The following is a 14873-nucleotide window of genomic DNA, read 5'->3' as shown; positions in this document are numbered from 1 at the left end:
GCAACGGTGACGGCAGCGAATCCATACCGCCGAACGCCAGTACCACGACCTCGGCGTCGGGAATGGCCGCCCAGATATTGGGATCCTGGGTGAGCGCCCACCACACGTCCCGGCTGGTCCAGCCGATTCTGCCGAACAACCGCAGGTCACGGCCGCACTGTTCGGCCACGATCGACGGCCAGATATTGGGATCATTCGCCGGCAATCCACCTTTGGGCCCGAAGAAGGCCAGCGAATCGGACAGGACGACGATGCTCATTGCACTCCCGGGTCGGCGTCCTCGGCGGACGCATTCCACACATCCAGCCGCCAGCGCGGCGCCTCACCGGGCACCCCGTGACCGGACAACTGCACCCAACTGGTGTTGGCCAGACCACCGAACACCGGCCACGACGTCACCGGAAGGTCGAGCAGGCCGGCCGTCATCGCGGCGATCGTACCGCCGTGGGCGACGAGCACCACCGGTGCGTCCGGGTTGTCGCCGGTACCCCATTCGGGCAGGGCGTCGATGAGTTCGGTGACCACCGGAACCGCACGCCGCGCCACATCCACCCGGGTCTCGCCGCCGGGCGGCCCCCAGGTGGCGTCGTCGCGCCAGATGCGCCGGGCGCCGGGCGCGATCGCGTCCACTTCCCAGTGCGTCATGCCCTGCCAGTCGCCGAGATGCGTTTCCCGCAACCGGACGTCGGTGGTGACGGGCAGTCCTGTCTCGGCACCCAGCGCGAGGGCGGTGTCGTGGGCGCGCCGCAGGTCCGACGACCGAATCAGCAGCGGTGACCGCTTGGCCAGCACCGTCGCCGCGGCGGCAGCTTGCCGCACGCCGAGCTCGGACAGGTCGGTGTCGAGCTGGCCCTGCATGCGGCTGCCCGCGTTGTACTCGGTCTGCCCGTGCCGCAACAACAGTAGCCTGCGTGCCACCGGCGTCAGGCGCTCGACGGAGGTGTCGTGCGAATCCGGCCCGCCGCTCACAAGCCCTCGATCTCGATTGTCGGACAGTCCTTCCACATCCGGTCGAGCGCGTACACGCTGCGCTCCTCGGCGTGCTGGATATGGACGACGATGTCGATGAAGTCGAGCAGCACCCAGCGTCCCTCTCGGGCGCCTTCGCGGCGGGCCGGTTTGTGTCCGGCCTCGCGCATCTTGTCCTCCACCTCGTCGACGATCGCGTTGACCTGGCGTTCGTTGTCGGCGGAGACGATCACGAACAGGTCGGTGATCACCAACTGCTCCGACACGTCGATGACGGCGATCTCGTGGCCCAGTTTGTCGGCGGCCGCACGGGCGGCGACCTCGGCCATGGTCAGGGATTCAGGCGCGGCGCTCAAGCCCGCCTCCTCTCGTTGAAATGGGTACTGGTCATGGGGCGCTCACCCCGCGGGTGGCGCGTGCGCGGTAGAGGCGGCGTTTGGCGATGTACTGCACCACGCCGTCGGGTACCAGGTACCAGACGGGGCGGCCGGTGGCGGCGCGTTCGCGGCAGTCGGTGGACGAGATCGCCAGCGCCGGGATCTCCAACGTCTGCAGGGTATCGGCCGGCAGCCTCTTCAAATGATCGGCGAGGTGTTCGGCGCGCAGTTCGTAGCCGGGCCTGCTGACGCCGACGAACTTGGCGAGGTCGAACAGTTCTTCCCAGTTCTGCCACGACAGGATCGATTCGAGGGCGTCGGCGCCGGTGATGAAGTACAGCTGCGCGTCCGGCAGGATCGTCCGCAGATCCCGCAGGGTGTCGACGGTGTAGGTGGCGCCATCGCGTTCGATGTCGACACGGCTGACGCTGAACCTCGGGTTGGAGGCGGTGGCGATCACCGTCATCAGGTAGCGGTCCTCGGCAGCGCTGACCGACCGCGGTGATGTCCCGCTTTCGGTGTTGCCCGACATCTTCTGCCACGGCTGCCCGGTGGGGACGAAGATGACCTCGTCGAGCTTGCACCGATAGGCCACCTCACTGGCCGCGACCAGGTGACCGTTGTGGATGGGATCGAACGTTCCGCCCATTACACCGATACGGCGCACGCGGGGACGGTCGGAGGACATGAAGGGTCAGTCTACCGGTGCGGGCCGCTCACCCTAGACCGGGAGCAGGTCGGCGATGACCTCGCCGAGCTGGGTGACGTTGCGGCATTCGTACATCTGGATCACCCGTGCGTACTGCGGCGCCGCCGAATCTCCGGTTCCCCACACCGATTCGGCCTCGGGGTTGAGCCAGTACGAATTGCGCACCCGGTCGACGAGTTCGCCGAGCGCATCGATGCGGGCATCGTGATAGTTGTTACGGGCATCGCCCAGGATCAACAGGGCTCCCCGATGGGTGAGCGACTCGGCGTATTCCGCGGCAAATCCGCGCAGCATGTTGCCGTAGTCCGAGTGACCGTCGAGGGTGGAGATCCGCGCTTCGGAGATCATCTGGTGCATCGCCGCACCGAAATCGCCGTCGTCGGTGTGCCGGTCGAAATAGTCGGTCACCTCGTCGACCGTGTCCACGAACGCGAATACCCGGACCTTCGAGAACTGTTGCCGCAGAGCATAAACCAGCCGCAGCGTGAACTGCGAGAAACCGGCGACCGATCCGGAGACATCGCAGATGATCACCAATTCCGGACGATGCGGTCGCGGTTTGCGGTGAATCAGGTCGATGGGTACCCCACCCGTCGACATCGACGCCCGCAACGTTTTGCGCACATCGACCTGCCCGCGATGCGAACGCCGCCGGCGGATCTCCAGTTTGGCCGCCAGCAGCCGGGCCAGCGGTTCGATGGTGCGCCGGATCTGCGCCTGCTCCCGCGCACCCGCCGACAGGAAGTTGATGTTCTCCGGCAGCTGCGGCACCGCGTAGTCGGCGACGGCGTCGCGGCCTTTGCGCATGGCCATCCGGCGCTGCGTTTCCGACTCGATGGCCGCACGCAGTCCGCCCGCCCGGGCACGGGCGGCGGCCCGGTACCGTTCGGCTACTCCCGCACGCCCGGCGGACCCGTCGTTGTCGATGTCCATCGCTGCGGCGATCTTGGCGATGAGCGTTTGCGGGCTCACCACCGACATCGCCTGATACGCCGAGAACGCCTCGCCCTGAGTCGACTCGTACCGGCCGAGCTGGTCGACGATCTGCGCCACCAATTCCGCGAGACGCCCGTCGTTCTCGGCGTCGTCGTCGGCGAGCAGTTCGGCGATCATCGCCCTGGTCGCCTCGACGTCGATCTCGCCGTCGACCTTGCGGGGCAGGTCGAAGGTGGTGGTGCGAGCGCCGGGTGCGGGCGGAAACCACAGGTCGAAGAGCTTGTCGAAGACGATGCGGTGGTTCTGCTCGGTCAGCAGCGTCGCCGCCAGACCTTCCCGCAGGCTGGTGCGGTCGAGCAGGTCGAGCACCGACATCGCACGGGCAGCATCGATCAGCGCCGACGGGTTCACCGGCATCCCCCGCCCACGCAGTGCGTCGACGAACCCGGTGAGCTGACCCACCAGAGGTACGTCATCGAGCGGGGTGGGCGCGGTGTCCGTCATCAGCCGAGTTTGAGTTCTTTGATCGCCGTCTTGAGGTCGGGGCGGTGTTTGAGCACCACCCCCAGGGTTCGGGCGATCAGTCCGTCGTCGAGTTTTGCGCGACGGCCGGACACGTCGTCGCCGGCACCGAGCGCGAGCAACGTATTGGCCCAGTCGATCGTCTCGGCCACCGACGGCTTCTTCCGGATGTCGAGGGTGCGCAGGACGCCGATGATCCGCACGATCTCCGCCGACAACGCGTCGCCGAGTTCGGGGACCCGCGACGACAGGATCTCCCGTTCGCGATGGGCGTCCGGAAAGTCGATGTACAGGTACAGGCAGCGCCGCTTGAGCGCCTCCGACAGTTCGCGGGTGGCGTTGGACGTCAGCAGCACGATCGGCCGACGGGTGGCGGCGACGGTGCCCATCTCGGGGATGGTGACGGCGAAGTCGCTGAGCACCTCCAGCAGCAGACCTTCCATGTCGACGTCGGCCTTGTCGACCTCGTCGATCAGCAGCACCGTCGGCTCGTCTCGGGAGATGGCGCGCAGCAGCGGACGCGGCAGCAGGAACTCGTCGGAGAAGATGTCGCTCTTGGCCTCGTCCCACGAGCGGGTGCCGGTCGCCTGGATCGCGAGGATCTGTTTGGCGTGGTTCCACTCGTACAAGGCCCGTGCCTCGTCGATGCCCTCGTAGCACTGCAACCGGATCAGTTCGGCGCCGGTCGCCGTGGCCAGAGCCCGGGCGAGTTCGGTCTTGCCGACGCCCGCGGGCCCTTCCACCAGCAAGGGTTTGCCGAGCCGGTCGGCGAGGAATGCGCTGGTGGCGGTGGCGTCGTCGGCGAGGTAGCCGGTCTGCCGCAGCCGCGAGACCACATCGGGAACGCCGTCGAACGACGGAACGATCGCGCTCATGCGGGCCGCACGTGGCCGTCGCCCCACACCACCCATTTGGTGGAGGTCAGCTCGGGCAGGCCCATCGGTCCACGGGCGTGCAGTTTCTGCGTCGAGATACCGATCTCGGCACCGAACCCGAACTGCTCACCGTCGGTGAACGCGGTGGACGCGTTGACCATGACGGCGGCGGCATCGACGCGGGTGGTGAACTCGCGGGCGGCCGCGAGGTCGGTGGTGATGATGGCCTCGGTGTGCCCGGTGCCGTAGGTGTCGATGTGCGCGACGGCGGCGTCCAGGTCGTCGACGACCTTCATAGCGATGTCCAGCGACAGGTATTCGTCGGTCCAGTCGGTGTCGGTGGCCGGGACCATGCCCGGTTCGTCGCCGTGGATGGTGACGCCCTGCATCTGCAACGCCTGCGAGATCTGCGGCAACGCGTCCGCGGCTACGGCCTTGTCAATGAGCACCGTCTCGGCCGTGTTGCACACGCTGGGTCGGCGGGTCTTGGCGTTGAGCACCACCCGGGTGGCGACATCGATGTCGGCGAGGGCATGCACGTACACGTGGCAGTTACCTGTGCCGGTCTCGATGGTGGGCACGGTCGCATTGGACACGACAGCGTTGATCAATCCGGCGCCACCACGCGGGATCACGACGTCGACCAGGCCGCGCGCGCGGATCAATGCGGTGACGCTGGCGCGGTCCTCACTGGGCAGCAAGGCCACGGCGTCGGCGTTGACGCCCTTGTCCGCCAGCACTTCCCGCAGGATACGGACGAGTTCGGCGTTCGAACTGGCCGCCGATGACGACCCGCGCAACAGCACTGCATTGCCGGACTTGAAGGCGATACCGAAGGCGTCGACGGTGACGTTGGGGCGCGCCTCGTACACGATGCCGACCACGCCGAGCGGCACCCGCAGCTGCCGCAGCTCCAGCCCGTTGGGCAGGGTCTTGCCGGAGACGACCTCCCCAATAGGGTCGGCGAGCGCGGCCACTTGGCGCAGACCACCGGCGATGCCCTTCACCCGGTCGGCGGTCAGCCGCAGTCGATCGATGAGACTGGCCTCGGTACCGCCGGCCTCGGCGCGTTCCACGTCGGAGGCGTTGGCCGCGAGGATCGACTCGGTGTTGGCCTCGATCGCCTCGGCCGCGGCGAGCAGTACCTCGTTCTTGGTGGCCGTGGTGAGACCGTTCAGGCTGCGGGAGGCCGCCTTGGCGGCGGTCGCGAGCGACAACACCGCGCTCTCGATGTCGGTCCCGACCGATTCGGCCGTAGGTGCACTCATGAAACCTCGCTAGCGTCGATAGTCGCCTACTACCCTAACCGAGCGCCTCGACGCTCCCGCTCAGCAGCTTCTTAGGGTGGAACGCAAAGTGGCCTGGGAGGGGGCGTCGAGGGTGAGGTGGTAGGCGGCGGTGACCAGGATGAATTGGATGGCGTACCGGCACCGGAACGCGGTGAGCCTGGGCATCCAGCGTGCCGGTTCGGCATCGCGCTTGTCCTGGTTGGAGCGGGCGTCGACGGCCACCAGATTGGCGGGATCGTTGGCGAAGGCGTACCGCCGACCCGCCGGCCAGGTCCGTGCACCCATCGTCCAGGCGAACGCCAGTGGCACGATGTGGTCGATCTGCACCGCTGACGCTGCGCGTTCACGCGAGAACACGATGAACTCGCCGGTATACGGACTGCGGAACTCCCCCGACAGCACCGCTTTCGGGCACTTCGAGGTGACGACGGTGGTGATGTCCGACAGGTCCCGGGTGAGGATGTCGTTGCGGGTGTCGCAACGGTCGCCGCCGCCGGTGACCTGCACGGCGTCGGTCCATGCCGCACCGAATTGCGCGCGATCGTAGGTACCGTCGGCGCCCGGTCTGGATTCGGTCGTCGGAATCGTCGCCAGAACGTCCGCGGCGTGCCTCGCGGCCACCCTAAGCGCCGGGTCGGTATCGACACCCACATCCGAAAGCACCACACCGATAGCGACGATCACCGCGGTCACCGCACCCGCCCACACGAGCAGCCACCGCCGGACCGGCCACTGCGACGACGCCACCCCGCGGCGTAGCCGCCGGTGATGCCGGCCGAATCTGATCCGCCATCGCGACGCGCCACGATGCCCGTCGCAGTGGCAAGTCCGGCAATGCCGGGTCGATACCCTCGAATTGTCAACGCGCATCACAACATCCCTCGCGCCTGCCGGGACATCCGGTCAGCCGTTGCGGTTATAGCCGTCCGAATCGCCGGTGGAATCACTACTTTCCGTGTCATCCGGTTCCCAATCTCCGATGACCGGCGGCGACACCAGCGGTTTTCATCGACACGCTGATGTCGGTGATCGGATAGGTATAAGTCGAATTCATCAGCTGCCCTGTGTCACGGAAGTCATCGATCAACGACGCACTGATCCGAGGCGCTTCGGTAATCGCGGTGGCCAACGCAATGACGTCGGCAGAGGCATCGCCGCCATTTATCGAATCGACAGCGTCCAGCACCTCACCGATACTCATCAAGCCCCATAGACTCCCCGCCACAGCCACCCCCGGATCTGTTCACAAGTCCTACGTTGCGCTCTGGACACCGGCGACCTTACCGTGTTCACTGGGTCGAGTTAAGCAATCCATCAACAGGTTTCACTTCGCAAAGACTATTCGACAGCGGCGCATGGGGTGGATCATGACGGGCGATACCGAGCCCTGGCCAACGGTCAAATACCCCGCGGATGCTTCTGGTTATATCGTGGGTCCGCGATGGGAGGGGTCAGTCACCTCACGGGCGACAGTCCGTCGTTCGATGTGCAGCAGAAAGATCGAGAGTGGTATGTGCTGTCGTACGACACGACGATCGGGGGCCGTACAGCCCTGATTGATGCTCGTGACTTCTCGTGCATGGCAACTGCCAGAGCCGAAAACGCGACGGTCTCGGCCATCGCCACACGCATCCGGAAGCCCCCGCCCGCCTCCGAACTATGTGCGATGGCAATCGAGTTCATGAAGCGAGCGGTCCCGAGGATGCCGCCTCCAGCACCGTAGCCACCGGTCGTAGTACCGTTCCCTGCCCATCTGTCCGCGTGGTAGAGAGCGGCACCATCTACGACCGGTGTACGGGCTTACCCCGTTGTTCAAGGTGCCTCGGCCCGATCGCATGCAGCGCCCCAACCAGTTCGGTGACGTCGTCGTCGCTGGGTATGAATCCGGGGAAATAGCAGCACACATCGGTGGCGTAGGCGCCATAGCGTTCGCGGATCTGGTCGGCGCATTCCTGCGGGGTGCCGACCACGCCGATGGCTCGCACCATCGGATCGGTGATCTGTGCCCGCATCTCGGCGAATGCACCGATCTTGGACAGCCGGTTGAGTTCGGGTTGCAGTTCACCCCAGCCGCCCAGTTCCAGCACCTCGCGATAGGCGGGCGTCGAGCCGTAGAAGGCGATCAGCATGGCCACGTGTTCGTAGGCGATCTGCGCCTGCTCCGGTGTGCTGCCGACTGCGCACATCACCTGGGCGACGATCTGGAAGTCGTCGATGCGGCGTCCTGAACGATCCAGTCCCGCGGTCAGCGCCGGGATGGTGCGCTCGGTGAAATGCTGGGTGCTGTTGAACGGCATCACCAGCAGTCCATCGGCGACCTCACCGGCGGTGCGGGTCATGATCGGTCCGAGCGCACCCAGCAGAATCGGGGGCGGGCCGTACGGATTCGGGCCCGGATTGAAGTTGGGTGGCATCAAAGTGTGCGTGTAGAACTCCCCGCGGAAGTCCAAGGGCTCCTTACCTTCCCAACAGCCGAAGATCGCTTTGACGGCGGCCACCGACTCCGCCATCCGTTTGGCGGGTTTGCCCCATTCGGCGCCGTATCGTCGTTCGATGTGGGGTTTGATCTGAGACCCGAGGCCGAGACGGAACCGGCCCCGGCTGTGTACCTGCAGATCGTAGGCGGCATGTGCCAGATGTAGCGGACTGCGCGGTCCGGCGATGGCCACATTCGTCATCAATTCCAGGTCTGTGGATCCGGCGGCGAGAACCAACGGGAAGAACACATCGTGCGGGCCCTCAAAGGTGAAGAGTCCGTCGGCGCCGAAGCTCTCGATCCGGCGGGCACTGTCCTGTGTGGCCGTCGGGTCGTCGTCGATCTGAAGGTGGACCTTCATCGTGGGTATCTCGCTTTCGCCGCTCCTGCACGGTGCGGTGGTTTCAGGTGATGAATGTGGATATCGTTCCGGTGCCGGACCGCAGAGACGATGCCGCCGCGTGGCGACAAGAGATCACACAGTGCCCGGGAGGCTGTACTCGGTACCGTCCAGTGCACGTACCTGCAATCCGAGTTCCTCGATGAGGTCACCACTGATCACGATCCGGCCGGTCATGTCGACGGGCGCGGCACACAGCGCCGCCGCGGCTTCGACGATGGTCTCGGTGGGTTCGAAGTATCCCGAATCGAGGAGGTCGCCGATGTTCTCGGCCGCCCCTTCGCTGAGCACCGCGACACGCGGACCGACAGCGTTCACGCGGATCCCCGTGCCATGGAGATCCCCGGCGAGGCCACTGGTGATGCGGTTGAGCGCGGCCTTGGTCGCGCCGTAGACCTCCATCACCGATCCTTGCGGGCCGAGATTGAAGGGCGGCCCGTCGTGCAGTCGTGCACCCGTACTGGTGATGTTGACGATCCACCCTTCGCACTTCTCTCGCATGCCAGGAACGACATCCTGCGCAAGATCAAGAGGCGCAATGACATTCGCCGAGTACAGGAGATGCTGCTTGCGTGCCGGGATCTCGTCGAGCGGCAGCATGATGGCGGCCGCCGCATTATTCACGAGGATATCGATCGGCCCGCCGAGTTGTTCAACGGCCGCCGGCACGATCGTGGCCCGTGAATCGTCATCGCTGACATCGCCGACGACGACCGCCACATTGTGGCCGTACCGGCGCAGCTTGTCCTCGGTCTCACGCAGACTGCCGGGCAGCACTTTGTGCTTGTCCAGGGTCCGGGCGACGAGCGCCACATCGGCGCCTTCGGCGGCGAGCCGCTGCGCGAGTCCCGCCCCGATCCCACGACTCGCGCCGGTCACCAACGCACGTTTACCCTCGAAACGTCCGGTCAATTCCGTCCTCCTGCTCGGCCGGCGATATGCCGGATCCTGTCGTTCGCTTGTTTGTGGGCGTGCACCGGCGACCGGCGACTATGTGGTGCCGCCGGATATGGCGGTTCCGGCCGCCGTGAAAGCCGCCAGGTCATAAGTCCTGCCGAGGCTATGGGTTAGTTCGCTGTTGAGTGCCGCCGACAATGACAGATCGGCACCACGGTCGTACAGTTCGAGAAACTCGCCCACCGCACCGTTGGCGGGAATCCGGGCAGCCAGATCGAGCGTGAATGTCAGCAGGTCGTCATGGTCGACGACCTGGTTGACCAGACCCAACCGCAACGCCTCCTGCGCGCCGACGAATGCGCCGGTCAGCGACATCTCGCGTGCCTTTCGGATTCCGACGGCCCGTGGCAACAGTGCTGTCAGCCCCCACGTCGGGACCACTCCGAGCCGGGCGTGGGTGTCGGCGAAGGATGCGCGGTCGGAGGCAACGATGAAGGAGCAACTCAGCGCCAGTTCCAGCGCCCCCGATACGCATGCGCCGTTGACGGCCGCGATCACCGGTTTGCGCACAGCGCGAATCGCGGCCGCCGGAGTCGGCTCCAGCGGGCTTCCCGTCGACCCGGGTTCCGGTTCGAGATTCTTGAAGTCGACGCCGGCGCTGAACACCGGGTCGGTGCCGGTCAGCACGATCGCAGTCACACCCGCGTCCCGATCGGCCGCACTGATCGCGGCTTTCAGCTCGACTCGCAATTTCGCGTGCATGGCATTGCGCGCTTTCGGGCGGTTGAGCCGCAGGATTCGTACTGATCCGTTGTCGGTTACGAGCAGGTGGTCATCAGTACCGGTATCTGGCGTATCGGAACCTGGTGCGGTCACGGCTTCCTCTGCTCTTGTGTGACTGTCGGACAGTTCAGGCGCATCGCGACTTCCACTACGCTAGCGCAACTGTAAGTCTTACAGTTTGTCTTTCGCCTGTTTGCGTGCGGGTGGCGATCGCCCGCGCCTTGCCGATAGATGCCGATGGTCTGCGTGTAGGCGTTGACCGCATCGGTGACCTGCTCAATCGCGTCGACCACCGGGTTGAGTTCGTCCTCGGTGGGCTCCTTGCCGAACGTCTGGAACATCATCAGCTTCCAGATCTTCATGCCCTGGACGGTGATGTCCACGTCCTTGGGGATGAACGAGAATGTGCCGGTGGTACCCGACGAGGTGAACAGCTGCAGCGGGCTCTGCGATTCGAGTGCGTCGAGCCAGTCGTCGATGGACTCGCACCGCGAAGCGTCGACTCCGGACAGGTCGTAGGTGGTCAGTTTGTCGAGCCACTTGGTCATCAGATCCCAGCGGTTCTTCTCGATGAGCTGCGGCGGGTACGCCTTGTAGGCCGTGTGCGCGAACATCAGCAGCACGATGTCGTTGATCTGGTCCACTACCTTCGCGCAGCCGCGCGGCCGCGGAATACACCGATACTCAGGCCGACACGGCCGGCGAGCTCACAATCAGGACTTGTCGAGGTAGGCGACCTTCTGCGGGGCGAGAATGCCGTCGACGAGGTCGGCGAGGGGGCGGTGGTCGGCGAGCGGAAGATCGGCGGACACAACGTCTTCGGCGAGACCTCGGGCATCGGCGATCAGGTCGGAGTCGTCGAGCAGCGACAGGAAATGCAGCGACGACTTGCCGCCGGACTGCAGCGAACCGAGCACGTCGCCTTCACGGCGTTGCTCGAGGTCGATGCGGGCGAGTTCGAATCCGTCGTTGGAACCGGCGACCGCCTTGAGTCGTTCCATCGACTGCGACACCGGGTTGGCCTTGCTCATCAGCAAGCAGAGTCCGGCGTGCTGTCCGCGGCCGACGCGTCCCCGCAACTGGTGCAGCTGGGACACACCGAACCTCTCAGCGTCGACGATGACCATCATGGTGGCATTGGGGACGTCGACACCCACCTCGATGACGGTGGTGGATACGACGATGTCCACATCGCCCGCGCCGAAACGGTCCATCACGAAGTTCTTCTCGTCGGCAGGCATCCGGCCGTGCAGCATCTCGATGCTGTACCCGCCGAGCGGCCCGGCCGACAATTCTTCGAACATCTCCAGCACGGAGGTGGTGCGCAGCGCCGGATCGTCCTCGATCTTGCGCAGCACTTCTTCCGGGCCATCGTCACCGATCCGCGAACAGACGACGTATATCTGCCTGCCGGAAGCGATCTCTTCGGCGGCCCGCGCCCACACCCGGTCGACCCACTTGTCGTTGCCCATCGGGACGACGGTGGTGCCGATCGGTTGCCGGCCACGCGGCAGTTCGCGCAACGTCGACGTGTCGAGGTCACCGAAGGCGGTCATCGCGACGGTACGCGGGATGGGTGTTGCCGTCATCACCAGGAAGTGCGGGTGCACACCGTCTTTGCCGCGTCCACGGAGAACATCGCGCTGCTCGACGCCGAAACGGTGCTGCTCGTCGACCACCACCATGCCCAGGTCGAAGAAGCTCACCTTCTCTTCGAGGAGCGCGTGGGTGCCGACGACAATGCCCGCATCGCCGCTGACCACATCGAGCAGTGTTTGCCGTTTACCCTTGGTCCTCATCGACCCGGTGAGCAGGGCGATCTTGGTGGCACCTTCGGCAGCGGTCAGCTCCCCCGCCTCCGCCAGGTCACCGAGCATGGACCGGATGGTCCGGTAGTGCTGTGCCGCAAGCACTTCCGTGGGTGCCATGAGGACGCACTGGTGACCGTTGTCGACCACCCGCAGCATGGCGAGCAACGAGACCAGTGTTTTACCCGAACCGACCTCGCCCTGCAGCAGCCTGCTCATCGGGGTCGCACGTGCCAGATCGTCACCGATCTCGGCCACGACCTCTTGCTGACCGGACGTGAGTCGGAACGGAAGTCGTTGCAGCAATTGCTCTTCCAGTCCGCCATCGACTTTCGGGCAGGCCACCGAGTGTTCTCGATAACCGGCGATCCGCCGTTGTGCGAGCACCGTCTGAATGGCCAATGCTTCGTCGAATTTCAATCGCTCACGGGCAGCGGCGATGTCGTCCTCGGTGTCGGGCAGGTGGATCTTGCGCAATGCCTCGTCGGCGGTGAGCAGCCCTCGCGGACGTCGCCACGACTCTTCGAGCGCATCGGGTTGCGGCGGAAGCTGAGCCAGGACTCGCCGTATCGCATTCCAGATGGTCCACGTCTGAATCTCACTGGAGGCCGGGTACATCGGGATGATCGGCCGGTCGAACGCGGCAATCTCGTGGCCTTCCTCGGCGAGTTCGTTGTCGGCCGTGTACATTTCGGCGGCCATGGCCGACCCGACCACTTTGCCCGCGTCGGCGTCGCCGTCGGGGATCACCGCCCACTGTGGATGCGAGAGTTGCACCTGCTCGCGGAAGTACTTCACCTTGCCCGCCAGCATCACCCGGGCACCGGGTTGCAACGCGCGTCGAATCGCGCGCGGGTTGAAGAAGGTGGCTTCGATGCGCTGATGGCCGTCATCGACCACCACTTTGAGGAACTGACCGTGTTTGCGCCGCATCGAGATCATCTGCGACGAGGTGATGGTGCCGACAACCGTCGTCCATTCACCGGCTTCGAGACGCTCCCGCTGGTCGAGGTGCCCCTGACTCATATATCGCCGCGGCGGATAGCGCAGCAGCTCACCGATGGTGGTGATATTCAGCGAGGCAAGGCCTGCCGTCGTCTTCTTGTCGAGAAGGACACTTGGTGAGTCCTGCAACGACAGCACTATTCGACTCCCACCTGAATCAGATCGTCCTGCTGCCCGGTCGGGTACACGAGCAACTCCACACCAGGGTACGACCGCCGTAGGTGTTCGTCGATGACCGCGACTGTGTCGTCGGCGATCTGCGCGCCGGCAAGCACGGTGACCATCTCTCCGCCGGTGGCCAGCATGAGGTCCACAAGGGCGGTCGCGGCCTCCGGCTGCCGGTCGGCCACCACCAGGACGTCGCTGCCGATCAAGCCGAGAATGTCCCCCACTTCGCAGGTTCCGGCCAACGTCATCATCTTCGTCTCGGCGATGGTCAGCGAACCCCAACGTGCCCCGGCCGCGGCTTCGGCCATCGCATAGGCGTCGGCGTCAGGCGATTCGGTCGGATCGTGAACGGCAAGTGCCGCAAGGCATTGCGTCATCGAAAGGGTCGGCAACGACACCACGGCCCGCTGCGGGGACCGGACTTCGGAGGTCACCGACACCAGATCGGGCGAGGACATCGCGCCGTTGGCCATCACCACCACATGGGCACTGTCGGTGCCTCGGATGGCGTCGGCCAACTTTTCCGGCGTCAGCCCGTCGTCGGCACGAACCACTGCCGCCCCCGCATCCGCGAACAGTTCCGCGGCCCCCTCCCCTCGTACGACCGCCACCACGGCACGCTTATGCCTGGGTGGCGGACCGTCGTTGACGGTTTGCTTCTTGATCTCGTCCAGCGCGAAACACGAGATCCGGATATCCGACAATGCGCCCCGCTCGATGCCCGCCTCCACCGCGGCACCGGGTTCATTCGTATGCACGTGTACCGAAAAGCGTTCTCCCGCATCGCCGGAGCTGTCGCCGACGATCACCACCGCGTCACCGATCTCACCGAGCCGGGTGCGCAGCGTCGCCACATGTTCACCGGCGGCGCCGTCAAGCAGGAACATCACCTCGTAGTCCATATCCGACGACGCACACGCCTCGTCGGCCGAATGCCCCGGTTCGCCACCGCCGGTGAGGATTCCGCGATACCGGCGTCGTCGCTGCATCGCACCGGTCAGCACTCCCACGAGGGCGTCGGCGAGGACGAGAAAACCCCGCGCGCCGGCATCGACCACACCGGCCGACGCGAGTTCCGGCATCTGCTCGGGGGTCCGTTCGAGTGCTTCGGCGGTGTCGTCGGCGACCGCACGTGCCAGGTCGGCGGGGCTGGCGCCGACGTACTGGGCCGCGGTCTGGGCGGCGACCGCGATGACGGTGAGTACCGTGCCCTCACGGGGGTTGCTGACCGCCCGTATCGCTCCGCGCGCGGCCAGCCGCAGCCCCGACGAGTAGAGATGATTGAACGTCGCGTCGTGGTCCGCCGTCAGCACGTCAGCGGCGTCGGCCAGACCCACCAGCACCTGCGACAGGATGATGCCCGAGTTGCCACGCGCCGACGACACCGCGCCGTCGGCCATGGCCCGGGTGACGGTCGCCAGGTCCGCCTCGTCCGGGGTCGCACGGGCTGCCTCGGCGGCGGCCCGCATCGTGAACAGCATGTTGCTTCCGGTGTCGGAATCCGGTATCGGGAAGACGTTCAGGTCATTGATCTCGCCCCGCAGCTCTTCCAGGCCCGCGACACACGCGTCGGCCCAGTCGCGGACCACATGCGGATTCACCGAGGCGACCGGGGGTCGGTCCGGGGTCGTCATCGGCACACCTCTCGATCTGCTGGCT

14 protein-coding genes and 1 pseudogene are annotated in these 14873 nt (G+C 65.7%); all 15 read right to left on the bottom strand.

Annotated features, from left to right (window positions below; genetic code table 11):
• Window positions 1-259, bottom strand: a pseudogene (locus KDB67_RS00530) (SGNH/GDSL hydrolase family protein); the annotation flags it as partial.
• Window positions 256-969, bottom strand: coding sequence for a histidine phosphatase family protein (locus KDB67_RS00525; protein WP_291011033.1), 714 nt, complete (start codon window positions 967-969; stop codon window positions 256-258). The pseudogene KDB67_RS00530 and the gene KDB67_RS00525, both read right to left, overlap by 4 nt.
• Complete coding sequence (rsfS, locus tag KDB67_RS00520; RefSeq protein WP_291011030.1) at window positions 966-1325, bottom strand: ribosome silencing factor; 360 nt, start codon at window positions 1323-1325, stop codon at window positions 966-968. The genes KDB67_RS00525 and rsfS overlap by 4 nt, the downstream gene beginning before the upstream one ends.
• A 31-nt stretch (window positions 1326-1356) precedes the next feature.
• Window positions 1357-2034 carry a nicotinate-nucleotide adenylyltransferase gene (nadD, locus tag KDB67_RS00515; RefSeq protein ID WP_291011027.1) on the bottom strand — a complete coding sequence of 226 codons (678 nt, stop codon included), beginning with the start codon at window positions 2032-2034 and terminating at the stop codon, window positions 1357-1359.
• A 33-nt stretch (window positions 2035-2067) separates the two neighbouring features.
• Window positions 2068-3495, bottom strand: a complete 1428-nt coding sequence (locus KDB67_RS00510; protein WP_291011025.1) for a VWA domain-containing protein — start codon at window positions 3493-3495, stop codon at window positions 2068-2070.
• On the bottom strand, window positions 3495-4424 hold the full coding sequence (locus tag KDB67_RS00505) for a MoxR family ATPase (RefSeq protein ID WP_291011022.1): 930 nt from the start codon (window positions 4422-4424) through the stop codon (window positions 3495-3497). Before KDB67_RS00505 ends, KDB67_RS00510 begins: the two co-directional genes overlap by 1 nt.
• Window positions 4385-5656: a glutamate-5-semialdehyde dehydrogenase gene (locus KDB67_RS00500; protein ID WP_291011019.1), complete on the bottom strand. Its 1272-nt coding sequence runs from the start codon at window positions 5654-5656 to the stop codon at window positions 4385-4387. The genes KDB67_RS00505 and KDB67_RS00500 overlap by 40 nt, the downstream gene beginning before the upstream one ends.
• A gap of 60 nt (window positions 5657-5716) precedes the next feature.
• Entirely contained in the window at window positions 5717-6424 is a 708-nt protein-coding gene (locus KDB67_RS00495; RefSeq protein ID WP_291011017.1) for an HNH endonuclease family protein, read from the bottom strand.
• Window positions 6425-6635: 211 nt separating this feature from the next.
• Window positions 6636-6878: a hypothetical protein gene (locus KDB67_RS00490; RefSeq protein ID WP_291011015.1), complete on the bottom strand. Its 243-nt coding sequence runs from the start codon at window positions 6876-6878 to the stop codon at window positions 6636-6638.
• A 580-nt stretch (window positions 6879-7458) separates the two neighbouring features.
• Window positions 7459-8514: a TIGR03617 family F420-dependent LLM class oxidoreductase gene (locus KDB67_RS00485; RefSeq protein WP_291011013.1), complete on the bottom strand. Its 1056-nt coding sequence runs from the start codon at window positions 8512-8514 to the stop codon at window positions 7459-7461.
• A 114-nt stretch (window positions 8515-8628) separates the two neighbouring features.
• Window positions 8629-9465: an SDR family oxidoreductase gene (locus tag KDB67_RS00480; protein ID WP_291011011.1), complete on the bottom strand. Its 837-nt coding sequence runs from the start codon at window positions 9463-9465 to the stop codon at window positions 8629-8631.
• Between the two features lie 78 nt (window positions 9466-9543).
• Window positions 9544-10326, bottom strand: coding sequence for an enoyl-CoA hydratase (locus KDB67_RS00475; protein WP_291011009.1), 783 nt, complete (start codon window positions 10324-10326; stop codon window positions 9544-9546).
• Window positions 10323-10877, bottom strand: coding sequence for a hypothetical protein (locus tag KDB67_RS00470; RefSeq protein ID WP_291011007.1), 555 nt, complete (start codon window positions 10875-10877; stop codon window positions 10323-10325). The genes KDB67_RS00475 and KDB67_RS00470 overlap by 4 nt, the downstream gene beginning before the upstream one ends.
• 69 nt (window positions 10878-10946) lie before the next feature.
• On the bottom strand, window positions 10947-13184 hold the full coding sequence (recG, locus tag KDB67_RS00465; RefSeq protein WP_291011005.1) for an ATP-dependent DNA helicase RecG: 2238 nt from the start codon (window positions 13182-13184) through the stop codon (window positions 10947-10949).
• Window positions 13184-14848 (bottom strand): DAK2 domain-containing protein, encoded by a 1665-nt coding sequence (locus tag KDB67_RS00460; RefSeq protein ID WP_291011003.1) that lies wholly within the window; start codon window positions 14846-14848, stop codon window positions 13184-13186. Before KDB67_RS00460 ends, recG begins: the two co-directional genes overlap by 1 nt.
• Between the last annotated feature and the right edge of the window lie 25 nt (window positions 14849-14873).

The organism is Gordonia sp. (in: high G+C Gram-positive bacteria), assembly GCF_020438995.1.
GTDB lineage: Bacteria > Actinomycetota > Actinomycetes > Mycobacteriales > Mycobacteriaceae > Gordonia.
Note: the sequence above shows the minus strand (reverse complement) of the source record. Positions and strands in the feature narration are given on the sequence as shown.